Below are 23,234 nucleotides of genomic sequence, written 5' to 3'. Positions count from 1 at the left end.
GGCGGGGACACAGGTGGATCGATCACAGGGCACGGAAGCGGGGCTGTTGCTGGCCGGGAGGTACCGGCTGGGCGACGTCCTCGGACGCGGCGGCATGGGGAAGGTGTGGCGCGCCCACGACGAGGTGCTGCACCGCACGGTGGCCGTCAAGGAGCTGACCGCCGGGCTGTACGTGGCCGAGTCGGACCGGGTCGTGCTGCACGCCCGGACCCAGAAGGAGGCCCGCGCGGCCGCCCGGATCACCCACCCCGGCGTCGTCACCGTCCATGACGTGGTCGAGTACGACAACCGGCCGTGGATCGTCATGCAGTACGTGGACGGGCCCTCGCTCGCCGACCGGGCGAAGGAGTCCGGCGGCGAGATAGAGGCCCGCGAGGCCGCCCGCATAGGACTGCACGTGCTGGGCGCGCTGCGCGCCGCGCACGGAGCCGGGGTGCTGCACCGGGACGTGAAGCCGGGCAACGTGCTGCTCGCCCGGGACGGCCGGGTCCTGCTCACCGACTTCGGGATCGCCGCGATCGAGGGCGACTCCACCATCACCAGGACCGGTGAACTCGTCGGCTCCATCGACTATCTGGCGCCCGAGCGGGTACGCGGCGGCGACCCCGGCCCCGCCTCCGACCTGTGGTCCCTCGGTGCCACGCTGTACACGGCCGTCGAGGGGCGTTCGCCGTTCCGCCGGACGTCCCCCATATCGACCATGCAGGCCGTCGTCACCGAGGAGCCGCCGCCGCCCGCCCGGGCCGGGGCGCTCGCCCCGGTCATCACCGCGCTGCTGCGCAAGGAGCCGGCGGACCGCCCGTCGGCGGAGGAGACCGAGCGGATGCTCCTGGAGGCCATGGAGGGCCGCGCGCCCCGGGCCGCCCAGGCGTTCGTCCCGACGCAGCAGGTCTCCGAGGAGATGCTGCGCGGGGGCACCGCCGTGCTGCCCCGGCCGGGGCCCGCCGTGCCGCCCGGGCCCGGGCCTGCCCCCGTCCCGGCCGCCCGCCGCGGCCGGTGGCGTACGACGGTCCTGGTCATCGTCCTGGCCGCGGTGCTCGGCGGCGGTGCGGGGATCGCCGCGATGCTGTACGCGCACCGCACGGAGGCGGCCGACACCGGGGGCGGCTCCACGGCCTCGCACGGCACCCGCACCCCGGGGCCGGTCACGCCGACGCCGACCCCTACCCCGACGCCCACGCCGAGCCCCTCGGGGAGCACCGTGACGCAGGACGTGCCGGACGGCTGGCGGCGCGTCGTGGACCCGTCCGGATTCAGCGTGCTGCTGCCGGAGGGCTGGAAGCGCGTGGTCAACGAGAACAACATCGACTACACCCCCGACGGCGGCGTGCACTACCTCCGGGTCAGCGCCGACCCGGCCCCCGACTTCGACCACCCCTACGACCACATGATCGGGCTGGAGAAGCAGCTGAGCACCCGGCTGCCGGACTACAGGCGGATCGAGCTGAACAGCAACGTCTACCGCGACTTCGTCGGGTCCGTCTGGGAGTTCACCTGGACCGAGAAGAACGGCGAGGCGCGGCACGCGATCGACCAGATGTACCTCGCGGAGGACGGCGGCCCGGAGTACGCGCTGTACATGACGGGCCCGGCGGACGACTGGGACGAGACCCTCGACCGGTTCAACGCGATCCTTCGCAGCTGGAGCCCCCCGGACGAGCAGTAGCGCCGGCCTTCGGGTCGAGCCATAGCACCTGATCAGTGCTTATGTCGCCAGTGATCACTGGCCGGGTCGGCGGGGGTGTGGCGGGACTCCCGGAGAGACGGTGAAAAGGTGTTACCCACGGGTACCCAAAGCCTTCCCGTCGACGTACTCTCGCCCTCATGACGGACTCGCAGGCTGCCCCCACGTCCCCCGCCGCCGCCACGGCCGGCACCAACCCCGTGGCCGCCGCCCCCGCGGGCGTGCGCACGGCCGCCGATGTCGTGACGCCCGAGGTGGTCGCCCGGCTGACGCGGGGCGTCGCCGGCTCCGGCCGCACCGCCAACCACACGCCGTTCACCGGCGAGAAGCTGGCCGACCTGCCGGAGTCCACCCCCGAGGACGTGGCCGCCGCCTTCGAGCGGGCCCGCGCCGCCCAGCCCGCCTGGGCCGCCCTGCCGGTCCGGGACAGGGCCGCCGTGCTCCTGCGCTTCCACGACCTGGTCATCGGCCGGCAGTCCGAGGTCCTCGACCTCATCCAGCTGGAGACCGGCAAGGCCCGGCTGCACGCCCACGAGGAGGTCCAGGCGGTCGCCGTCGCCGCCCGGCACTACGGCCGCGGGGCCGCCGCGTACCTGAAGCCGAAGCGGCACACCGGGGTCGTGCCGACGCTCACCAAGGTCACCGAGCTCCGTCAGCCGCGCGGTGTCGTCGGCCAGATCGCCCCCTGGAACTACCCGCTTGAGCTGTCCGTCGGCGACGCGCTGCCCGCCTTCGTCTCCGGCAACGCCGTGGTGATGAAGCCGGACACCGAGACCGCGCTCACCGCCCTGTGGGCCCGTGACCTGCTGATCGAGGCGGGGCTCCCGGCCGAGGTCTTCCAGGTCGTCCTCGGTGACGGACCGGTCGTCGGCCCGGAGGTCGTCAAGCACGCCGACTACGTCTCGTTCACCGGCTCCACCCGCACCGGCCGCGAGGTCGCCCAGGGCGCGGCGGCCCGGCTCGTCGGGGTCTCCCTGGAGCTCGGCGGCAAGAACGCGATGCTCGTCCTGGCGGACGCCGACGTGGAGAAGGCCGCCGCCGGCGCCGTCCGCGCCTGCTTCTCCTCGGCCGGCCAGCTCTGCATCTCCATCGAGCGGCTGTACGTCCACGAGTCGGTCGCCGACGACTTCGTGGAACGGTTCGCCGCCCGGACGAAGGCGATGCGGCTCGGCAGCGCCCTCGCGTACGGCGCCGACATGGGCTCGCTGGTCGGCGAACGGCAGTTGGAGACCGTCGTCCGGCACGTCGCCGAGGCCGTCGAGAAGGGCGCCAGGCTGGTCGCCGGAGGGGTCGCCCGCCCGGACATCGGCCCGCTCTTCTACGAGCCGACGATCCTGGACGGCGTCGAGGCGCCCATGGCCGTCTGCACCGAGGAGACCTTCGGCCCGGTCGTCTCGGTCTACCGCTTCCGCGACGAGGACGAGGTCGTGGAGCTGGCCAACGCCACCCCGTACGGCCTGAACTCCAGTGTCTGGACCAAGGACTCCAGGCGCGGCCACCGGATCGCCGCCCGGCTGCGCACCGGCACCGTCAACATCAACGAGGGGTACGCCCCCGCGTACGGAAGCGTGCAGTCCCCGATGGGCGGCATGAAGGACTCCGGTCTCGGCCGGCGCCACGGCTCCGAGGGCATCCTCAAGTACACCGAGGCCCAGACCGTCGCCCAGCAGCGGCTGATCCCGCTCGCCCCGTCCTTCGGGATGGACGACGAGAAGTACGCCGCGTTCATGACCCGCAGCCTCAAGGCGATGAAGGCCTTCCGCCTGCGCTGACGCACCCGCGCCCCCGCACCACTTCTGTCCTTTTCGTACCGAGGAGTGCCATGTCCCAGGACAGCCCTGCCCAGAATCAGGACCGGCCGGCCGGTGCGGCCGACGACGACGCCGCGTACGACTACGACGTCATCGTCGTCGGGTCCGGCTTCGGCGGCGCGGTGTCGGCGCTGCGGCTGACCGAGAAGGGGTACCGGGTCGGCGTCCTGGAGGCGGGGCGCCGCTTCACCCCGGGCAGCCTGCCGAAGAACTCCTGGGACCTGAAGAACTACCTCTGGGCGCCCGCGCTCGGCCTCTTCGGCATCCAGCGCGTGCACCTGCTCGGCAAGGTGATGGTGCTGGCCGGTGCCGGGGTGGGCGGGGGCTCCCTGAACTACGCCAACACGCTGTACGTGCCGCCCGCGCCGTTCTTCGAGGACCGGCAGTGGGCGCACATCACGGACTGGCAGGACGAGCTGAAGCCGTACTACGACCAGGCCAAGCGGATGCTCGGGGTGCGGCTCAACCCCACGACGACCCCCTCCGACGTCCACCTCAAGGCGGCCGCCGAGGCCATGGGCGTCGGCGACACCTTCCATCCGGCCCCGGTCGGCGTCTTCTTCGGCGACGGGCAGGACGCGGACGGCACCGCGCGCGCGAAGCCCGGCGGGACGGTCCCGGACCCGTACTTCGGCGGGGCGGGCCCGGCGCGCAAGGCCTGCACCGAGTGCGGCGAGTGCATGACCGGCTGCCGGCACGGCGCGAAGAACACCCTCAACGAGAACTACCTCCACCTCGCCGAGAAGGCCGGCGCGGTCATCCACCCCATGACCTCCGTCGTCGCCGTCACCGAGGACCCCGAGGGCGGCTACCGCGTCGCCACCGTGCCGACCGACCGCCGGAAGAAGGCCGAGCCCACGGCCCTGCGCGCCCGCGAGGTGGTCGTCGCGGCGGGCACGTACGGCACCCAGACCCTGCTGCACACGATGAAGGACAAGGGGCTGCTGCCCCGGCTCTCCGCGCGGCTCGGCGAGCTGACCCGTACCAACTCCGAGGGCCTGGTCGGCGCCCAGACCTCCGACCGGCGCTACCGCAGGAAGCACGGTACGAAGCCCGACTTCTCCAAGGGCGTCGCCATCACCTCGTCCATCCACCCCGACGCCGACACCCACATCGAGCCCGTCCGCTACGGCAAGGGCTCCAACGCCATGGGCGGCATGACCATCGTCCAGGTCCCCTACAGCGCCCACCGGGTCCGCGCCTGGCTCGGCAACCTGGTCAAGCACCCCACGATCGCCGTCCGCTCGCTCTCCAACCGGCGCTGGTCGGAGCGCGTCATCATCGGGCTCGTCATGCAGTCGCTCGACAACTCCCTGACCGCCTACCGCAAGCCGCGCGGCATCGGCAAGGGCCTGCTCACCGCCCGCCAGGGCCACGGCGCACCCAACCCCACGCAGATCGCCGCGGCGACGCAGAGCGCGACCCTGCTCGCCGAGGAGATCAACGGCTTCCCCGGGTCCAACATCGGCGAGCTGATGGGCACCCCGCTCACCGCCCACTTCCTCGGCGGCTGCCCGATCGGCGCCGACGCGGACGAGGGCGTCATCGACCCGTACCACCGGCTGTTCGGGCACCCGGGCATCTCGGTGGTCGACGGCTCGGCGGTCTCCGCGAACCTCGGCGTCAACCCGTCGCTGACGATCACCGCCCAGGCGGAGCGCGCCATGTCGTTCTGGCCTAACAAGGGCGAGCCGGACCCGCGCCCGGCGCAGGGCGAGGCGTACGAGCGGCTGGCGGCGGTCGAACCGCAGGCACCGGCCGTCCCGAAGGAGGCGTTCGGCGCGCTCAGGCTGCCGTTCCTGGGGATACCCGCCGTGCCGCCGAAGAAGCCGGAGACGGCCTGAGGGCAGCAGAAGGGGCTGCACCCCCCTCCCAGTGCAGCCCCTCACGCTGTAACCGGTCCGTCGTAAGACAACCGACAACCGGTGTTCCGCATGCATGACCTGTCGGACGCCCCGATGGTTGTCCCCGCACTGATGAAATCCTTATGTGAGGTGGATCACTCCGGAATCGTTTCGCCGGCCGTGCCCGATCCGTGATCTGGTTCCGGGCAACTTTTCCCCGGCGCCCCCGGTCGTACCCCCTGTCGCCGCCACAGCGGTCACACAGCTCCCGACGACCCCGAGGGCCCGAGATGAGAAGCACGACCCCGTTCCGCCGTGCGGCCGGCATCGTCGCCTCGGCCGGCCTGCTGGCGGGCGGTCTGCTCGCGCTGAGCGGCCCCGCGCAGGCGGCCGACCCCGAGTTCACGATCGGCGGCCCCGCCGAGACCGCCCTGCACCCGTATCCGGCCACGGGCTCCCCGCGGAGGACGAGCCTCGACATCACGGTGACCAACCCGTCCGAGGACGAGGAGAACGGGGACTTCGCGGAGGAGTACACGGTCCGCTTCGACTTCGGGAAGCTGGCGGGCGTCGCGGACGTCTCCTTCGACGAGGGCGGCAGCCTGGACTGCGAGCGGACCGGGACCACCGCCGTCTGCCACGACTACGGGATCTGGCCCGGCCTGAGCACCCTCGCCGAACTCCGGGTCAGCGCCGCCGAGGGCAGCGAGGACGGCGACTCCGGCACCATCGAGGTCACCGCCGAGGCGGAGGGCGCCACCTTCCGGCCGTTCACCGCGCACGTGTCGATCGGCGGGCCCGACCTGTCGATGAAGCGGCTGCCGCTCAAGACGGAGCTGAAGCCCGGCGACAGCCAGCCGGTGCCCCTCACCTTCACCAACAACGGCACCCGCGCCGCCCGGGGCGTCCTGCTCACCCTGCGCAACACGCGCGGCCTGGAGTTCACCGAGCGCTACCAGAACTGCGAGTACAGCGAGGAAGAGCTGGGCATGGGCAGCCCCGGCTCCTGGTCCACCGCGCTCTGCACCTTCCCCGGCAGCTACGAGCCCGGCGCCACGTACACGCTGGAAGTGCCGCCCGTGCTGCGGGCCACCGAGCGCGCGCTCTACGACACCTTCCTCTACCGGATCAACGAGGACGGCACCGACGCCCGCGCGGCGCTGCGCTCCGGAGCACGCTTCAGCCCCGGCAAGGGCGCGATGCTGGCCCTGCGCAAGGCCCCGGCCGTCCGCTCGGCGGACCTGGACCCGTCGGACAACCAGCAGGACGCCGACTTCCGGACCACGAACACCGCCGACTTCGCCGCCTACGGCGACAAGGCCGCCGGGAAGGCGGGCGACACCGTCGACGTGACCCTCGGCTTCCGCAACAAGGGACCCGCCTGGGTCGGGTACATCCGCTCCGGCGAGGACGTCGCCACGGTCGACTTCACCGTGCCCCGCGGCAGCTACGTCGTCTCCAAGCCGGACGCCTGCCGGGGCGTGACCGCCTCCGGCGGGTACCGCGAGAACCAGGAGAGGGCCCCGCGCTACTTCTGCTCCACGCCCATGTCCGTCCTGGAGGACGCCGACTTCGCCCTCCCCTTCCGGCTGAAGCTCGTCTCGGCGGACCCCGGCAGCAACGGTGCGGTCGTCGTCCGCAGCACCCACCTCCAGGCGCCCCCGCTGCCCTTCGACCCGGAGCCCGCCGACAACAAGGCGTGGGTGGAGCTCAACGGCGAGGAAGCGCACGCCACGGCCGGCGGCTCCGACGGCGGCGGCTCGACGGCCACGGGGGGCTCCGGCGACACCGGCGGTTCCGGGACCACCGGTGCCACGGCCGGCTCCGGTTCGTCCTCGTCCGGGACCGACGGCGCGAGCGGCTCCGGCACCACCGGCTCCGGCAACGGGGGCGGCGCGCTCGCCTCCACCGGCACCGTAGCGCTCTCCGCGTCCGGCGCGGCCCTCGTCGCGCTGGTCGCGGGCGGCGTCCTGGTCACCGTGTCGAGGCGGCGGGCCACGCGCTGACCCCGCACACGGAGAAACGGCCGGCCCCGGGCGTCCCCGGAGCCGGCCGTTTCCCCGGAGAGACCTGGCGGTCCCTCCGATGTGACCGGGCTGCTGTCCCCTGCCGACCGGTCACGCACGCCGGTGCGCGGTCCCACGGCGTACACGCGTACGCCACGCACCCCGGCGGAGCCACGTGTGGTTCCCCTGAAGATCCGCCCCTGGCCGACGCGGACACCGGGACCAACGAAGCCGCGCGGGGCCGGGTCACGCGCCGTACGGGTGAGACTCCGCCCGAACGGGGATACGGCGGGGGAGCGCTCAGACCCGGCCCCGGCACAGCTCCAGGAGCGTCATCGCCAGCGAGGTCCCCGGCTTGCCCAGCGCCTCGCGGTAGCGGACCAGGATCTCCGTCTCGCGGGAGAGGTTGACCCGACGGCCGCCCGACGTCATCCGGGCCTCCTGGATCACCGCCGAGACCGCCATCCGCTCCTGGACGAGCCCGATGATCCGGTCATCGAGGGCGTCGATACGGGTGCGGGCGTCGCCGATCAGGGACGCGGCCTCGTCGGTGCGGGCGCCGGTCGCCTCGGCGGGGGTCGTCGCGGCGGGGGTGGTGGTGCTGCTCATGGCGGTCTCCCGGTGGGATGCGGCACCCCGGGGCCGGACGGGCCCGGCACGCAGAACGCCCCGGGCCTGTCGGCCCGGGGCGCCTGGAACGTTGCTTGTCAGTTGCTCAAGCAGCACGACCATGGCAGCCGGCGGGCCGGATGCCATAGGTAAAGACGAAGGTCGTGTGCTGACGCATGTGGCCAGTATGGACCCCGTGCCCGCCGGGCCCACGCCCGGCCCGGATCGTGAGACGCCGCACACCCCCGGGGCGGCGGTCCGGACCGGGGCAGGTCACTTCCGGCCGCCGGTAGAATTGGAGGACCGACCCCTCTCCACCGCCGGAAGGCCGCCCGTGCCAGCAGCACCCCCCGCCGCCCCCGACACCACCACCGACGTGGTCCTGGTTGTCGACTTCGGCGCGCAGTACGCCCAGCTCATCGCCCGCCGTGTCCGTGAGGCCCGGGTCTACAGCGAGATCGTGCCGTCCACGATGCCGGTGGCCGAGATGCTGGCCAAGAACCCCCGCGCGATCATCCTCTCCGGCGGCCCCTCCTCCGTCTACGCCGAGGGCGCGCCCTCGCTGGACCGCGCGCTGTTCGAGGCCGGGGTCCCCGTCTTCGGCATGTGCTACGGCTTCCAGCTGATGGCGACCACGCTCGGCGGCACCGTGGACGACAACGGCGCCCGCGAGTACGGCCGCACCCCCCTCACCGTCTCCAAGTCCGGCTCCACCCTCTTCGAGGGCACCCCGGACGAGCAGTCGGTGTGGATGTCGCACGGCGACGCCTGCTCCGCCGCCCCCGAGGGCTTCACCGTCACCGCGTCCACGGACGTCGTCCCGGTCGCCGCCTTCGAGAACGACGAGAAGAAGCTCTACGGCGTCCAGTACCACCCCGAGGTCATGCACTCCACGCACGGCCAGCAGGTCCTGGAGCACTTCCTGTACCGGGGCGCGGGCATCGAGCCCACCTGGACCACGGGCAACGTGATCGAGGAGCAGGTCGCCGCGATCCGCGCCCAGGTCGGCGACAAGCGCGCCATCTGCGGCCTGTCCGGCGGTGTGGACTCCGCCGTCGCCGCCGCCCTCGTCCAGAAGGCCATCGGCTCCCAGCTCACCTGCGTATACGTCGACCACGGCCTGATGCGCAAGGGCGAGACCGAGCAGGTCGAGAAGGACTTCGTCGCCGCGACCGGCGCGAAGCTCAAGGTGGTCGACGCCGAGAAGCGCTTCCTCGACGCCCTCGCCGGCGTGTCCGACCCGGAGCAGAAGCGAAAGATCATCGGCCGCGAGTTCATCCGCGTCTTCGAGCAGGCCCAGCTGGAGATCCTCCAGGAGGACGGCCCCGAGGTCGCCTTCCTCGTGCAGGGCACGCTCTACCCGGACGTCGTGGAGTCCGGCGGCGGCACCGGCACCGCCAACATCAAGTCCCACCACAACGTGGGCGGGCTCCCCGAGGACATCGAGTTCGAGCTCGTCGAGCCGCTGCGCCAGCTGTTCAAGGACGAGGTCCGGATGGTCGGCCAGGAGCTCGGCCTGCCGGACGAGATCGTCCAGCGCCAGCCCTTCCCCGGCCCGGGCCTCGGCATCCGCATCGTCGGCGAGGTCACCAAGGACCGGCTCGACCTGCTGCGCGAGGCCGACGCCATCGCCCGCGAGGAGCTGACCGCCGCCGGCCTGGACCGCGACATCTGGCAGTGCCCGGTGGTCCTGCTCGCGGACGTCCGCAGCGTCGGCGTCCAGGGCGACGGCCGCACCTACGGCCACCCGATCGTGCTGCGCCCGGTCTCCTCCGAGGACGCCATGACCGCCGACTGGTCCCGGCTGCCGTACGAGACCCTGGCGAAGATCTCCACCCGCATCACCAACGAGGTCGCCGACGTCAACCGCGTGGTGCTCGACGTGACGAGCAAGCCGCCGGGGACCATCGAGTGGGAGTGACCCTCCCCTTGAGCCTCTGACGATGCCGCCGCCCGATGCACCGGGCGGCGGCATCGCCGTATCCGCCGGCAGCGGCCTCGCGGGGGAGCCGAGCCCTGCCGGCGTTTGAGGCGCGGAGCCCGGAAACCCGCCCGCCGCGGAAACCCAGCCCCTCCGGCGCTTGAGGCGCGGGGCCCGGGGCGGAGCCCCGGTTTCGGGAAGGGGCGGGTAGGGGAACAGGCCCGCCGCAGGCGCTCCCCCCGCACCGCACCCACCCCCACCCCCACCCCCGCGCCCCGGAAAACCCGTGGCGCGCGCCGGGCCGCCCGTGACACGCTCCGCCCCCATGTCCGCCGAAAAGATCCGCGCCCTGATGTCCGCCGCCCAAAACGACCACCTGACCTGGAACACCCCGCTCTCCGAGGAGCACGCCGCCCAGCTCGTCGCCGCCTGCGCCCCCGCGCCCGGCGCCCGCGTCGTGGACCTCGGCAGCGGCTGGGGAGAGCTGCTGATGCGCCTCGTGGAGTCCGCCCCCGGGAGCACCGGGGACGGCGTCGAGACCGACCGGGAGGCCGTCGCACGCGGCCGGGCGCTCGCGGGGGAGCGGGGGCTCGCGGAGCGCGTACGGTTCCACGAGACCCCCGCCGCCGAGTGGCCGGAGAAGGACTACGACCTCGCCGTGTCCATCGGCGCCTCGCACGCCTGGCCCGGCGGGACCGCCGAGGCCCTGGCCGCGCTGCGGGCGTCCGTACGGCCCGGCGGACGGATCCTGTTCGGCGAGGGGTTCTGGGAGCGGGAGCCGGACGAGGCGGCGCTGGCCGGACTCGGCGCCGAGCCCGGGGACTTCGGCTCGCTGCTCGACCTGATCCGCCAGGCCGAGGCGGCGGGGCTGCGGGCGCTCCAGGTGACCGCCGCCGACCGGCGCGAATGGGACCTCTTCGAGTCGCACGCCAACGTCGGCCGGGGCGAGCGCTGGGCCCTGGCCCACCCGGACCACCCCCTGCACGACGGGGTCGTCGCCGCCGTGGACGAGCGGCGCACCGGCTACTACGGCGGCTACCGGGGCACGCTCGGCCTGGCCTACCTCGTGCTCAGCGCCTGAGCGGGTATCGAACGCGCTGACGAAGATGCCCCTCCGGTGCGCCCCGATGCGGCAGCCCGCCGCCCCGTACGGCACAATTCGCTGCGTTCACAGACGAGTTGGCCGCCCCGGGGTGGCGACAGGGGCGGGAAAGGGCGGCGTTCTCCGTGGCGTTGGACGAGGCACGACAGGGCGCGCACGGCGGCGGCTGCACCTGCGGGGACTGCCCGCACGGGGCGCGCCAGGGACACCGGCGCGCGGTGGCCGCCTTCCTGGCCAAGCGCGACGGGTTCGCCGCCGGACAGGGGCTGCCCGCCGGGGTCGCCCAGTCGGCGTCCGCGACCCGGCAGTGGGTCTCCGACGAGCTGACCGAGTCCGCGCGCGAGGTGGCCGACCGGGGCCGCGAGGCCGGGGACGCCTGGCTGTACCGGGTGTGGCAGCGCACCCTGGTCGTGGTCTGGGGCGGCCTCGCCGTCCTCGCCCTCGCCGAGGCCGCCACCGCGATCGGTGCGGGCTGGAGCCACGCCCGCACCGCCGGACTCGTCGCCGGACTGGTCACCGCCGCGCTGCTGACCGCCGCCGCCCACGTACACCGGGCCCGCGGCGGCCTCCTCGCCCCGCTGATCGGCGAGGACAACCGGCTCTCCACCTCCCGCGCGGTCGCCGCGTCCTGGGTGCTGCTCGCCGTGTTCTCCGTACTCGTCCTCGCCCTCGAACTGGCCGCCGCGTCCGGACACGCCCGGCGCGACGAGCTGATCGAGGGGCTGGACCTGGCGCGCGGCGCCGGGATCGTAACCGTGCTGGCGCTGGTGTGCGCCGTGGCGGTGGCCGTGCGCCGGGTGGTGAGCGTACGGGTGCTGTCCGGGCGGCTCCAGAAGCTGCGCGCCGACCGGCCGCGCGCGGCGGACCTGCTCACCGACGACTCGGGGCGCGGCGGTTTCACGGACGTGCAGTACGTGCTGGTGTCCACGGTCGCCGTGGTGTTCGCCGCGGTCCGCCTCGCCCGCAGGCCCGAGCAGCTGCCCGACCTGCCGTGGGGCCTCGCCCTTCTGGTCGCGGTGTCGGCGGCCGTCTACTTCACCGGCAAGTACGGCGAGGGCGGCCGGCCCGTCGTGCTCTCCGTCGTCCGGTCCCGGGAGGCGGGCGACCTGGACGCGCCCATCCGGACCGGGGACGACATCGAGATCCGGGGCGCCGGGTTCGTGCCGCCGGGCGCGGGGGCCCCGGACCGGCTGGCCCGGGTCGTGGTGCGGATCGGGAGCGTGCACGTCCATGTCCCGCTGGTGCCGGTCCCCGGGGGCTTCGCGAACCCCTCCGACACGCTGCTGACCGTGCCGGTGCCGGTCGAGGTGGAGCCGGGCGTGGTCGAGGTGCAGGTCGTGACGGCCGCGGGCACGGAGACCGCCCCGGTCGCCATCGACGTCACCGACTGACCCGGCGCCCTTCCCGCGAACCGGGACCGCGCTGAACGCTTTCGCCGCGTTCGTACGTAAGGTCGGGTGACGGGCCGCACGGTCCGGTGGACACGGCACGGCCGCGGAAGGCGGGAGCAGCATGTACGGGTACGGCGGTAACGGGCGGGGCCTGGGACGTGTCCAGGGCGAGGGCAGCAGCCTGCGGGAGCTGGCGCGGGAGCACGCCCTGCTGCCGCTGCGGATCTTCCTCGGCGTCACCTTCGTGTACGCGGGGCTCGACAAGCTCACCGACAGCGCCTTCTTCCACGCCACCGGCCCCGGGTCGATCGGCGAGCAGATGCACGCCGTCCGCGACTCCGCCGCGATCCCCGGCCTGGTCGACCTGGCCCTGAACGGCCCGTCCGGCTTCGGTTACGCGATCGCCATCGGCGAGCTGGCCGTGGGCATCGGCACCCTCCTCGGCCTGTGGACGAGGATCGCCGCGCTCGGCGGCGCCCTCATCTCGCTGAGCCTGTGGCTGACCGTCAGCTGGCAGGTCTCCCCGTACTACCTCGGCAACGACCTGGTCTACCTCATGGCGTGGCTGCCGCTGCTGCTGGGCGGGGCGCCGTCGCTCTCGCTGGACGCGCTCCTCGCGGCGCGCCGGCGGCGGATGCGGTAGCCGATCCACGTCACCCACGCGGCCGTCCACAGCCCGCCGCCGAACAGCGCGACGAAGAACTGCGGCGGGGCGTCCCAGGCGCCCGCCGCGTCCGCCGCGTATCCGGCGGCCAGGGCCAGCATCATCAGGCCCGTGACGGCCCGGCCCGGCCGGAACTCATGACGCGGCACGGTTGACCTCCACCTGTCCGTAGTCCACTTCCAGATCCAGGTCGACCGTGCCGCCCGGGGTGCTGCCCTCGGCCGGCGACAGCGTCTTGCGCTGGTCCTGCGTGGCGCGGATGTCCAGATCGCCCTTGTGCCGCCCGTCCACCACCACGAGCGCGCCGAACCGGGTCCGCGCGTGCACCCGGACGGTGACCTCCGGCGGGACGTGCACCAGAACCCGGCCCGCCCGGGCCTCCACCCGGGTCCGCACCGTCTCGCCCCTGGGCACCGTGATCCGGGTCAGGTCCAGCTCGGCCTGGCCCGCGCCGATCGCGTACGACGGCCGGACGGCGGCGACGGACGCCGGGCGCCACTCCTCGCGCACCCAGTCCGTGCCGATGTCCTTGGGCAGCGACGCCGCGCCCACCAGCAGCCCGGACGTGATCATCGCCAGCAGCAGCGTGCCGAAGCCGGTCCGCCCGACGAACGCGCTGACCAGCATCGCCAGGCCGAACACCCCGAGCGCGGCGGCCAGGCCGACCTCCAGGCTCGTGCCCAGCGGCTGGGACCCCCAGGTCAGCCCCGTACCCAGACCGCCCGCGAGCAGCGCGCCGAGGAACGCCAGGCCGGCGATCGAGCGCGGCCCCCGCACCTCCCGCGACCGGGGCGGCGGCGGGCGGAACGGCGCGTCGGGCGTCGCCCCGCGCGGCTCCCCGGCGACGGCGGCATCGTGCGGCCCCCACAGATAGCCGATCGCCACCTTCCCCGTCGAACCGTCCTTGACTATCGGATCGCGCCACCAGGACGGCCAGGACAGCGTCGGCGGCGCCATGACCTCGGGCGGCGCGTCCGACGCCGCCTGCGCGGCCGCCTGGTGCAGCGGGTCCTGCGGGTCGGCCGTCTTGCGCGCCTGCGTCCACATGGAGAAGCCGAGGACCGCGACCGACAGCATCGCCGAGAACGCCAGCGTGCCGCCGTTCCCCAGCATCGACAGGAAGAGACCGCAGCCGATCAGCGCGCACAGCACCGCGCTCAGCGACGCCAGCTCGACCCGTCCCGACAGCAGCCGGCGCGCCTCGTTCTCGTCCTCGCCCTCCGCCGGGATCAGCAGCCAGGCGAAGCCGTAGAAGATCAGCCCGAAGCCACCGGTCACCGAGAGCACCCCGAGCACGATCCGGAAGATCACCGGATCGACGTCGCAGTACCGGCCCATACCGCCGCACACCCCCGCCACCACCTTGTGCCGCGGGCTGCGGTGCAGGCGCGGAGCGGGCTCGGGAGTCGGCGGTGCGGCGCCGGGCGGCGCGTCCTGGGGAACGGTCATGGCTCCATGGTGACGGCCCCCGGGCCCCACCGGCACCCGCCCCGACCCTGGCCGGTCCCTGATATTGCCCCGCCGGCCTCTCAGGGATGCCGGGCCCCGCCCCGCCCCCGCGTCCCAGCCGTCTCAGGGTCGAACTGGGGGCCGACCCTGATGTCCTCACCCGCGCGGGCATGTGACGATCGGACCATGCCAGCCGCCACCACCCGAGCCGCAAGCTCCCACGCCGCCGACCCGGAGGAGCCCCCGCTGCGCAAGCTGTACCGCAGCGCCGACGGCCGGCTCCTGGGCGGAGTGGCGCGCGGACTCGCCGGACACCTCGGACTCCCGGTCGCCTGGCTCCGGTTCGTCTTCCTCGGCCTGTTCTTCGCGGACGGCCTCGGCGCCCTGCTGTACGCGGTGTTCTGGATCGTGGTCCCGCTCGGCGTCGGCGGCGTGGACGGACCCAGATCCGTCTTCGAGACCGCCCCCGACGGCACCCGCCGCCTCCGCAAACCCGACAGGGGCCAGGTCTTCGCCCTCATCGCGCTGCTCGTCGGGGCCGTCATCTTCGTCGGCAACGTCGACATGGGCAGCAAGGCCGACCGCTACATCTGGCCGAGCCTCCTCATCGGCGCCGGCTCCGTCCTGGTGTGGCGCCAGGCCGACAACGCCCGCCGCGCCCGCTGGATGGAGGTCGGCCGCCGCCGCCGCGTCCTGCAAGTGGCCCGCGCCCTGGCCGGAGTCGCCCTCGTCGGCCTGGGACTCGCCGTCTTCATGGTCGTACGCGGCTCCGCCGCCCAGCTCGGCAACGTCATCACCGCCGCCATCGCCGTGCTCACCGGCATCGCCCTCCTCGCCGGCCCCTACCTCGTCCGCCTGACCCAGGACCTCTCCGAGGAACGCCTCATGCGCATCCGGGCCCAGGAGCGCGCCGAGGTCGCCGCCCACGTCCACGACTCCGTGCTGCACACCCTCACCCTGATCCAGCGCAACGCCGACGACGCCGGCGAGGTCCGCCGGCTGGCCCGCTCCCAGGAACGCGAGCTGCGCAACTGGCTGTACAACCCCGAGGGCACCGGCAAGGACGAGGACGACGAGCCGGAGACGCTGGCCGAGGCCGTCAAACGGGCGGCCGCCGAGGTCGAGGACAAGCACGGTGTCCCGCTGGAGGTCGTCGTCGTCGGCGACTGCCCGCTGGACGAGAAGCTGGCCGCACAGATGCAGGCCGCACGCGAGGCGATGGTCAACGCCGCCAAGTACGGTGGCGAGGGCGGTGCCGTCCAGGTCTACGCGGAGGTCGAGGGCCGCACGGTCTTCGTCTCCGTGCGCGACCGGGGCCCGGGATTCGACCTGGACTCCGTACCGGGGGACAGAATGGGCGTACGAGAATCGATCATCGGCCGGATGCAGCGCAACGGCGGTACGGCCCGGCTGCGTTCGGTGCCCGGCGGGGGCACCGAGGTCGAGCTTGAGATGGAGAGGACGAGCGATGAACGGGACCAGTGAGGCGACCGGGGGCCGGGAGAACCCGGAGCGCCGGGTACGAGTCGTGCTCGTCGACGACCACCGGATGTTCCGCACCGGCGTACAGGCCGAGATCGGCCGCACCGAGGAGACCGGCGTCGAGGTCGTCGGCGAGGCGGCCGACGTCGACCAGGCGGTCACCGTCATCACGGCGACCCGCCCCGAGGTCGTCCTCCTCGACGTCCACCTCCCCGGCGGCGGCGGCGTCGAGGTGCTCCGCCGCTGCGCGCCCCTGATGGGCGCCGCCGAGGACCCGGTGCGCTTCCTCGCGCTCTCCGTGTCGGACGCCGCCGAGGACGTCATCGGCGTCATCCGGGGCGGCGCCCGGGGCTACGTCACCAAGACGATCACCGGCACCGACCTGGTCGACTCGGTCTTCCGGGTCCAGGACGGCGACGCGGTCTTCTCGCCCCGCCTGGCCGGCTTCGTCCTCGACGCCTTCGCCTCCACGGACGCACCCCCGGTCGACGAGGACCTGGACCGCCTGACCCAGCGCGAGCGCGAGGTCCTGCGGCTGATCGCCCGGGGCTACGCGTACAAGGAGATCGCGAAGCAGCTGTTCATCTCGGTGAAGACGGTCGAGTCCCACGTCTCGGCGGTGCTCCGCAAGCTCCAGCTCTCCAACCGCCACGAACTCACCCGCTGGGCGACGGCGCGACGGCTGGTCTAGAGCATGTCCGGGTCGAGCGAGATGTTCAGCTTCTCGCCGACCCGGCGGTAGCCGATCGACGCGTAGATCCGCTCCACGTCGGCGTCGCCCGGCTCCAGCCACACCACCCGGCAGCCCCGCTCGAACGCGGTGCGGGTCAGGTGCGCGGAGAGCGCGGCGCCGATGCCCCGGCGGCGGAACTCCGCGCCGACCGCCAGACCCGCCAGCTCGCTGAGGCCGTCCACCGGGACCGAGCAGCCGCCCGCGCCGGCCGGGGTGCCGTCCACCGTCGCGAGTGCGGCGACCCCGCCGCCCGCCGCCGCGTTGCGCAGCCACTCCGCCGTGCCGTCCTCGGGCTCGCCCTCGCCGCCGTAGCCCAGGTGCTGGACGAGCGCGGCGGCCGCGAACTCCGCCTCGCTGGCGGGCTCGGCCACGACCAGGTCCGCGACCGGCTTCGGCTGCACCAGGCCGCCGGGGGCGCAGGCGAGGATCGGGGCGCGGTTCTCGACGGTGAACCCGGCGGCGAGCAGCGCCGGTTCGACGGCGGGTGCCCAGCCGGGCAGGAACTCCAGGCGGGGCATCCGGTCCCGCTCGCGGAACGCCGCTATGAGCGCGTCGAGTTCACCGGGCGTCGGTTCGGCGCCCTGGTCCGGGATCGCGTAGTTGGCGTACTTCAGCGACCAGTTCGGGTTGTAGCGGATCACGAACGGCCCGACGCGGACATGGTCCGGGGAGCGCAGCGTGAGCGTGCGGGCATGGGTCTGGACGTCGGCGTCCATCGGCATGTTCGGGTGTCCTTCGGGGCGTCGGGGACAAGAGGCCGGAGCCTATGCCACCCGGGTGGCCCCCGCGAAGGGCATTTCGTCAATGGGCGCGACCCGGACCGGGGCCCCGGGGCGGGGCGCGTGGATCATCCGGCCGTTCCCGATGTACAGGCCGACATGGCTGACGCCCGAGTAGAAGAACACCAGGTCCCCGGGGGCCAGCTGGGAGCGCGGGATGCGCTGCCCGGCGTTGATCTGGGTGTACGTGGTCCGGGGCAGCGAGACCCCGGCGGCGCGCCAGGCGGCCTGGGTGAGCCCGGAGCAGTCGAAGGAGTGGGGCCCGGTCGCGCCCCACACGTACGGCTTGCCCAGCGCGCTGTACGCGAAGGCGACCGCCTGGGCGGCACGGGCGTTGGGCGCGGCGACGGCACCGCGCGGTGCGCTCCGGTCCGCGTGACCGGTGCCGCGCCCGGTCTCGGAGGCGTCGTAGGCGGTGCGCTCGGCCGGGGTGAGGCGGGCGAGCAGACGGCGGGCCTCGGCCAGCTTGGCGCGGACGGTCGCCCGGTGCTCCTTCAGGGCGGCCTGCCGGGCGGCCAGCTCGGTGAGCTTCCCGGCCGCCTCGGCGCGTACCTGGGCGATCTCCGCGACCTGGCGGCGCACCGAGCGCACCTCGGCGGCCCGGCGCTCGCCGGCCTGCTCCGCGTAGGTGGCGCGGCGCAGGTACTGGTCGGGGTCGGAGGAGAGCGCCAGCTGCACGGAGGGGTCGATCCCGGCGGAGCGGTACTGCGCGGCGGCGTACGCGCCGAGCACGTCGCGGGCGCTGTTGAGGCGGGCGGTCCTGCGGGCGGCCTCGTCGCGCAGGGCGTCGACCGACTTGGCGGCGGCGGTCGCCTCGGACTTCGCGCCGTTGTACTTCTCGGTGGCGACCTCCGCCTCCCGGTACAGCCGGTCCACCTGGGCCTTGACCTGCCGTGCGGTGGGCGCGGGGTCCGCGTGCGCGGCTCCCGGCAGCACGGCGGCCGTCGCGGCTCCGGCGACGGCGAGGGTCGCCGCGGCGGTTCGGGCCGCGGAGGCGGTGGTGAGGCGCTGCCTGGGTTTGCGATGCGCTGCCACGGGGGCGGGCGTCCTTCCGTGCGACGGCCCGGCGGGGTGTACCGGCGGGGTTCCTCCGGTGGCCGGCGAGGAGGGTCCTGGTCCGCGGCCACCGGGAAGGGACGCTAATCCGAGGTCACGGGAAGGTGTCGTTATGACTGCTATTGCCCGCTCTTGGCGTGGCATTGTCGCCGGATGGCCGTCTTTGAAACATGAATGACCGGAAAAAGGGTCACAGAATCAGGCAAAAAGTGCATTCATCATTCAAGCGGCCCGTAGGCCCCACCCTGCCCGGAGCGATCCGGCGGGAGGGCTCTAGGGTGCGGAACCATGCGCGTACTCATCGATTTCGTCGTCGCCCTGCACATCATCGGCATCGCCGCCCTGCTCGGCGGCTTCCTCGGTCAGATGAAGGCGATGAAGGCCGGCACCGCCCGCTTCGTCCCCGGCATGCTGCACGGCGCGCTGACCATGCTCGTCACCGGCATCGCCCTGGTCGGCCTGGACCAGGCCGACGACCACCCCGTGAACAACGTCAAGATCGGGATCAAGCTGCTGTTCCTGGTCGTGATCCTGGGGCTCGTCTACGTCAAGCGGGACGAGGAGAAGGTCGAGAAGGGGTTCTTCGCGGCGGTCGGCGCGCTGACCCTGGCGAACATCTTCATCGCCACGCTCTGGACCTGAGCGGCGGCGGTACGCGGGAGGGCCGGCCCGCGCGCGGGCCGCCCCTCCTCCCCGGTCAGGCGGGGCGGACACTCCCGTAGATCGGCATGTAGTAGATCGACTCCTCGCGCACGTTCGCCCCGGGCTTCGGCGCGTGGATCATCATCCCGTCGCCCTTGTAGATCCCGACGTGGCTGATGTCGTCGTAGAAGAACACCAGGTCACCGGGTTGCAGGTCGGCCGTGGCGACTCGCGTGCCGACGTTCACCTGGTCCCAGGTGGTGCGCGGGATGTCGACGCCCGCCGCCTTCCAGGCCGCCTGCGTCAGCCCCGAGCAGTCGTACGAGGCGGGGCCGGTCGCCCCCCAGACGTACGGCTTGCCGATCTGGGCGCGGGCGAACGCGAGGACCTTCTCCGCCTTCGTGGACGCGCTGGTGCCGGAGCCGGTGCCGGTGCCGGAGCCGGTGCCGGCGGTGGAACCCGAGCCCGTCTCCGTACCGCTCCCGCCCGACTCCTCGGCCTTCCGCTCGGCCTCCTTCCTGGCGGCGGCCTGCTTCTTCGCCAGCTCCGCCGCCTTCCGCTTCGCCTCCGCCTCTTTCTTGCGTTCCAGCTCCGCCAGGCGCGCCTTCTCCTCGGCGGTCAGCTTCGACAGCAGCGTCCGGGCCTCGGTCAGCTTCGTCTGGACGTTCTGCTTGCTGGTGCGCAGCGCGGCCTGCGACTCGGTCAGCGTCTCCAGGCTCTCCACGGCCGTGGCGCGCTGCTCGGACGCCTTCGTCTGCTGCGTACGGAACTCCGTGACCGCCTGCTGCTGGCGCTCGGCCATGCGGTCCATGAGGTGGGTCTGGTCGAAGAACGACTGCGGGTCGTCGGCCAGGAAGAAGGTGGCGGTCGGCGCGAGGCCGCCGTTGCGGTACTGGGCGGCGGCGTAGTTGCCCAGCGTCCTGCGGGCGGCGTTCAGCTTCTCGGTGCGCTTGGCCACGTCGTCGAGCAGCGTGTCGACCTTGGACTTCTGCTTGTCCGTGGCCTCCTTGGCCTGGTTGTACTTCTGGGTCGCGTTGCCGGCCTGCCGGTAGAGGTCGTCCACCTTCTGCTGGACTTCCTCGATGCTCGGCTTCGGCGTGGGCGCGGCCATCGCGCTCTGCGAGGACAGCAGGGTCACCGAGGCCAGCGCGGCCGAGGTCAGCCCGACGGCGGGGACGGTGGAGCGCACCCGGGTGCGCGGTTTGCGATGCGACGCCAAGGCCGGCATCTCCTTCCGTGGACCGCCTACCGGGTTAGCTGTCGGGTTCGGGCGGAACGGAAGGCTGCCCTACGGTCCGGTGGGGAAGGACCGATTCACCCCGGTACTGCGTGTGGGTCCCCGGTTCCGGGCGGGCCCGGATTCGGCGTGGCGGCCCGCTCGGCGTGGGTCGCCTCTGGGGGTACGGGCCGTCCGAACGTGCACGCTAGCCAACGCATGGGGCCGCTGTGAAGGTTGGTGTTCGATATGCCCGATACATTTCCGTGACCTTTTCGGAGCGGGGCCGGGTGTCAGTCGGGCGCCTTAGACTCGGACAGCGATGAGCAGCCTCTTTGACGACAGTTTCCTGGCCGGCCTCCAGCAGGAGGAGGACGCGCCCCCGCCGCCCCCCGAGGACTCCGCACCCGAAGCGGTGCCGGAGGACCTGTTCGCGGGCGTGTTCGACGGGCCCCCGCCGCCCCGTGACGCGTACTACCGCGACGGCGCGCACCGCCCCGTCATCGACCCGGAGGCGCTGCTCGACGGGCTGAACACCGAGCAGCGCGCCGCCGTCGTGCACGCCGGGTCGCCCCTGCTCATCGTCGCCGGCGCCGGGTCCGGCAAGACCAGGGTGCTCACCCACCGCATCGCCCACCTGCTGGCCGAGCGGGGCGTCCACCCCGGCCAGATCCTGGCGATCACCTTCACCAACAAGGCCGCGGGCGAGATGAAGGAGCGCGTCGAGCAGCTGGTCGGGCCCCGGGCCAACGCGATGTGGGTCATGACCTTCCACAGCGCCTGCGTCCGCATCCTGCGCCGCGAGTCGAAGAAGCTCGGCTTCACCTCCTCGTTCTCGATCTACGACGCGGCCGACTCCAAGCGGCTCATGGCCCTGGTCTGCCGCGACCTGGAGCTGGACCCGAAGCGCTACCCGCCGAAGTCCTTCACCGCCAAGGTCTCCAACCTCAAGAACGAGCTCATCGACGAGGAGACCTTCGCGGGCCAGGCGTCCGACGGCTTCGAGAAGACGCTCGCCCAGGCGTACGCGATGTACCAGGCCCGGCTGCGCGAGGCCAACGCGCTGGACTTCGACGACATCATCATGACGACGGTCCACCTGCTCCAGGCGTTCCCCGACGTCGCCGAGCACTACCGCCGCCGCTTCCGGCACGTCCTCGTGGACGAGTACCAGGACACCAACCACGCCCAGTACACGCTGGTACGCGAGCTGGTCGGCCCGGCCGGCCCCGAGAACGCCCCCGCCGAGCTGTGCGTCGTGGGTGACGCGGACCAGTCGATCTACGCCTTCCGGGGCGCGACCATCCGCAACATCCTCCAGTTCGAGGAGGACTACCCGGACGCGACGACGATCCTTCTCGAGCAGAACTACCGCTCCACCCAGACGATCCTGTCCGCCGCCAACGCGGTCATCGAGCGCAACGAGAGCCGCCGCCCCAAGAACCTCTGGACCAAGGCCGGCAGCGGCGCCCGCATCACGGGCTACGTCGCGGACACCGAGCACGACGAGGCGCAGTTCGTCGCCGAGGAGATCGACCGCCTCACCGACGCGGGCGACGCGAAGGCCGGCGAAGTCGCCGTCTTCTACCGGACGAACGCGCAGTCCCGTGTCTTCGAGGAGATCTTCATCCGCGTCGGCCTGCCCTACAAGGTCGTCGGCGGCGTCCGCTTCTACGAGCGCAAGGAGGTCCGGGACGTCCTGGCCTACCTGCGGGTCCTCGCCAACCCCGAGGACACCGTCCCGCTCCGCCGTATCCTCAACGTCCCCAAGCGCGGCATCGGAGAGCGTGCCGAGGCCATGATCGACGCGCTCTCGCAGCGCGAGAAGATCACCTTCCCGCAGGCGCTGCGCCGGGTGGACGAGGCGTACGGCATGGCCGCCCGCTCCGCCAACGCCGTGAAGCGGTTCAACACGCTGATGGAGGAGCTGCGCACGGTCGTGGAGTCCGGCGCCGGGCCCGCCGTGGTGCTGGAAGCGGTCCTGGAGCGTACGGGCTATCTCGCCGAGCTCCAGGCGTCCACCGACCCGCAGGACGAGACCCGCATCGAGAACCTCCAGGAGCTCGCCGCCGTCGCCCTGGAATTCGAGCAGGACCGGGGCGAGGAGGAGGGCGCGGGCACGCTCGCGGAGTTCCTGGAGAAGGTCGCGCTCGTCGCGGACTCCGACCAGATCCCCGACGAGGACACCGACGGCTCCGGCGTCATCACGCTGATGACCCTGCACACCGCGAAGGGCCTCGAATTCCCGGTCGTCTTCCTGACCGGCATGGAGGACGGCGTCTTCCCGCACATGCGGGCGCTCGGCCAGGTCAAGGAGCTGGAGGAGGAGCGCCGCCTCGCGTACGTCGGCATCACCCGCGCCCGCGAGCGGCTGTATCTGACCCGGGCCGCCATGCGCAGCGCCTGGGGCCAGCCCTCGTACAACCCGCCGTCGCGGTTCCTGGAGGAGATCCCGGACCAGCACCTGGACTGGAGGAGGAAGGGCCCGATGGCCGCCCCGGCGGGCCCGACCTCGGGGATCACCTCGTCGCTCTCCGCCTCCCGGGCCCGCTCCGGCCCCTCCGGCTTCGCGACCCGGCGGACCTCGGACAAGCCGACGATCACGCTGGTCGCGGGCGACCGGGTCACACACGACCAGTTCGGCCTCGGCACGGTGACGGCGGTCGAGGGCGTCGGTGATCAGGCGAAGGCCACGGTCGACTTCGGCGACGACCGCCCCAAGAAGCTGCTCCTGCGGTACGCGCCGGTGCAGAAGCTCTGAGAGACCGGCGGCGGGGGGGGGGGCGCCCTCCCCGGCGGTGGTCATGGCAGCTCCTTGAGGCCGAGGTCGGTCAGGAGGTCGCGG

Annotated in this window: 18 protein-coding genes and 1 riboswitch; of the genes, 12 read left to right on the top strand and 6 right to left on the bottom strand. The window is 73.0% G+C overall.

Going from position 1 to position 23,234, the window contains the following annotated elements:
• Window positions 1–13: 13 nt before the first annotated feature.
• The 4 genes from ACN6LM_RS13255 to ACN6LM_RS13240 all read left to right on the top strand — a co-directional run bounded on the left by ACN6LM_RS13255 (window position 14) and on the right by ACN6LM_RS13240 (window position 7,345).
• Entirely contained in the window at window positions 14–1,666 is a 1,653-nt protein-coding gene (locus ACN6LM_RS13255; protein WP_445065544.1) for a serine/threonine-protein kinase, read from the top strand.
• Window positions 1,667–1,824: 158 nt separating this feature from the next.
• Complete coding sequence (locus tag ACN6LM_RS13250; protein ID WP_445065543.1) at window positions 1,825–3,456, top strand: succinic semialdehyde dehydrogenase; 1,632 nt, start codon at window positions 1,825–1,827, stop codon at window positions 3,454–3,456.
• Between the two features lie 50 nt (window positions 3,457–3,506).
• Window positions 3,507–5,339, top strand: coding sequence for a GMC oxidoreductase (locus tag ACN6LM_RS13245; RefSeq protein WP_445065542.1), 1,833 nt, complete (start codon window positions 3,507–3,509; stop codon window positions 5,337–5,339).
• A gap of 290 nt (window positions 5,340–5,629) precedes the next feature.
• Complete coding sequence (locus ACN6LM_RS13240; RefSeq protein ID WP_445065541.1) at window positions 5,630–7,345, top strand: peptidase; 1,716 nt, start codon at window positions 5,630–5,632, stop codon at window positions 7,343–7,345.
• 300 nt (window positions 7,346–7,645) lie between these two features.
• Here the strand turns inward: ACN6LM_RS13240 and ACN6LM_RS13235 are convergent, their stop codons facing one another.
• Window positions 7,646–7,954: a chorismate mutase gene (locus ACN6LM_RS13235; RefSeq protein WP_445065540.1), complete on the bottom strand. Its 309-nt coding sequence runs from the start codon at window positions 7,952–7,954 to the stop codon at window positions 7,646–7,648.
• A gap of 334 nt (window positions 7,955–8,288) precedes the next feature.
• On the opposite strand from ACN6LM_RS13235, the gene guaA reads away from it, so the two are divergent.
• From guaA to ACN6LM_RS13215, 4 genes are all read left to right on the top strand, one after another.
• Window positions 8,289–9,875 carry a glutamine-hydrolyzing GMP synthase gene (gene guaA, locus ACN6LM_RS13230; protein WP_147970504.1) on the top strand — a complete coding sequence of 529 codons (1,587 nt, stop codon included), beginning with the start codon at window positions 8,289–8,291 and terminating at the stop codon, window positions 9,873–9,875.
• Between the two features lie 325 nt (window positions 9,876–10,200).
• Complete coding sequence (locus ACN6LM_RS13225) at window positions 10,201–10,956, top strand: SAM-dependent methyltransferase (protein WP_445065539.1); 756 nt, start codon at window positions 10,201–10,203, stop codon at window positions 10,954–10,956.
• Between the two features lie 146 nt (window positions 10,957–11,102).
• Window positions 11,103–12,368 (top strand): hypothetical protein, encoded by a 1,266-nt coding sequence (locus ACN6LM_RS13220; protein ID WP_445065538.1) that lies wholly within the window; start codon window positions 11,103–11,105, stop codon window positions 12,366–12,368.
• 121 nt (window positions 12,369–12,489) lie between these two features.
• Window positions 12,490–13,011, top strand: coding sequence for a DoxX family protein (locus tag ACN6LM_RS13215; protein WP_445065537.1), 522 nt, complete (start codon window positions 12,490–12,492; stop codon window positions 13,009–13,011).
• Here ACN6LM_RS13215 and ACN6LM_RS13210 read toward each other — a convergent pair.
• Together ACN6LM_RS13210 and ACN6LM_RS13205 are read right to left on the bottom strand one after the other, a co-directional pair.
• Window positions 12,918–13,181, bottom strand: coding sequence for a hypothetical protein (locus ACN6LM_RS13210; RefSeq protein WP_445065536.1), 264 nt, complete (start codon window positions 13,179–13,181; stop codon window positions 12,918–12,920). The two genes, ACN6LM_RS13215 and ACN6LM_RS13210, sit on opposite strands and share 94 nt — an antisense overlap.
• Window positions 13,168–14,481: a PspC domain-containing protein gene (locus tag ACN6LM_RS13205; protein WP_445065535.1), complete on the bottom strand. Its 1,314-nt coding sequence runs from the start codon at window positions 14,479–14,481 to the stop codon at window positions 13,168–13,170. Before ACN6LM_RS13205 ends, ACN6LM_RS13210 begins: the two co-directional genes overlap by 14 nt.
• A 186-nt stretch (window positions 14,482–14,667) precedes the next feature.
• Between ACN6LM_RS13205 and ACN6LM_RS13200 the strand changes: the two genes are divergently transcribed.
• A complete protein-coding gene (locus ACN6LM_RS13200) occupies window positions 14,668–15,966 on the top strand; it encodes a PspC domain-containing protein (RefSeq protein WP_445065534.1) in 1,299 nt (432 codons plus the stop codon).
• Window positions 15,950–16,654, top strand: coding sequence for a LuxR C-terminal-related transcriptional regulator (locus ACN6LM_RS13195; protein ID WP_445065533.1), 705 nt, complete (start codon window positions 15,950–15,952; stop codon window positions 16,652–16,654). Before ACN6LM_RS13200 ends, ACN6LM_RS13195 begins: the two co-directional genes overlap by 17 nt.
• Here ACN6LM_RS13195 and ACN6LM_RS13190 read toward each other — a convergent pair.
• Entirely contained in the window at window positions 16,651–17,418 is a 768-nt protein-coding gene (locus ACN6LM_RS13190; RefSeq protein ID WP_445065532.1) for a GNAT family N-acetyltransferase, read from the bottom strand. The two genes, ACN6LM_RS13195 and ACN6LM_RS13190, sit on opposite strands and share 4 nt — an antisense overlap.
• Before the next feature lie 42 nt (window positions 17,419–17,460).
• Window positions 17,461–18,510 (bottom strand): NlpC/P60 family protein, encoded by a 1,050-nt coding sequence (locus ACN6LM_RS13185; RefSeq protein WP_445065531.1) that lies wholly within the window; start codon window positions 18,508–18,510, stop codon window positions 17,461–17,463.
• A gap of 309 nt (window positions 18,511–18,819) precedes the next feature.
• Between ACN6LM_RS13185 and ACN6LM_RS13180 the strand changes: the two genes are divergently transcribed.
• On the top strand, window positions 18,820–19,173 hold the full coding sequence (locus ACN6LM_RS13180) for a hypothetical protein (RefSeq protein ID WP_143623587.1): 354 nt from the start codon (window positions 18,820–18,822) through the stop codon (window positions 19,171–19,173).
• Between the two features lie 55 nt (window positions 19,174–19,228).
• Here ACN6LM_RS13180 and ACN6LM_RS13175 read toward each other — a convergent pair whose 3' ends face one another.
• Complete coding sequence (locus ACN6LM_RS13175; RefSeq protein WP_445065530.1) at window positions 19,229–20,401, bottom strand: NlpC/P60 family protein; 1,173 nt, start codon at window positions 20,399–20,401, stop codon at window positions 19,229–19,231.
• Window positions 20,400–20,550: riboswitch (cyclic di-AMP (ydaO/yuaA leader) on the bottom strand. Its footprint overlaps the gene before it by 2 nt.
• Before the next feature lie 161 nt (window positions 20,551–20,711).
• On the opposite strand from ACN6LM_RS13175, the gene pcrA reads away from it, so the two are divergent.
• Window positions 20,712–23,150: a DNA helicase PcrA gene (gene pcrA, locus ACN6LM_RS13170; RefSeq protein WP_445065529.1), complete on the top strand. Its 2,439-nt coding sequence runs from the start codon at window positions 20,712–20,714 to the stop codon at window positions 23,148–23,150.
• The last annotated feature ends 84 nt before the right edge of the window (window positions 23,151–23,234 follow it).

It is taken from the genome of Streptomyces sp. SAS_281, assembly GCF_052542855.1.
Note: the sequence above shows the minus strand (reverse complement) of the source record. Positions and strands in the feature narration are given on the sequence as shown.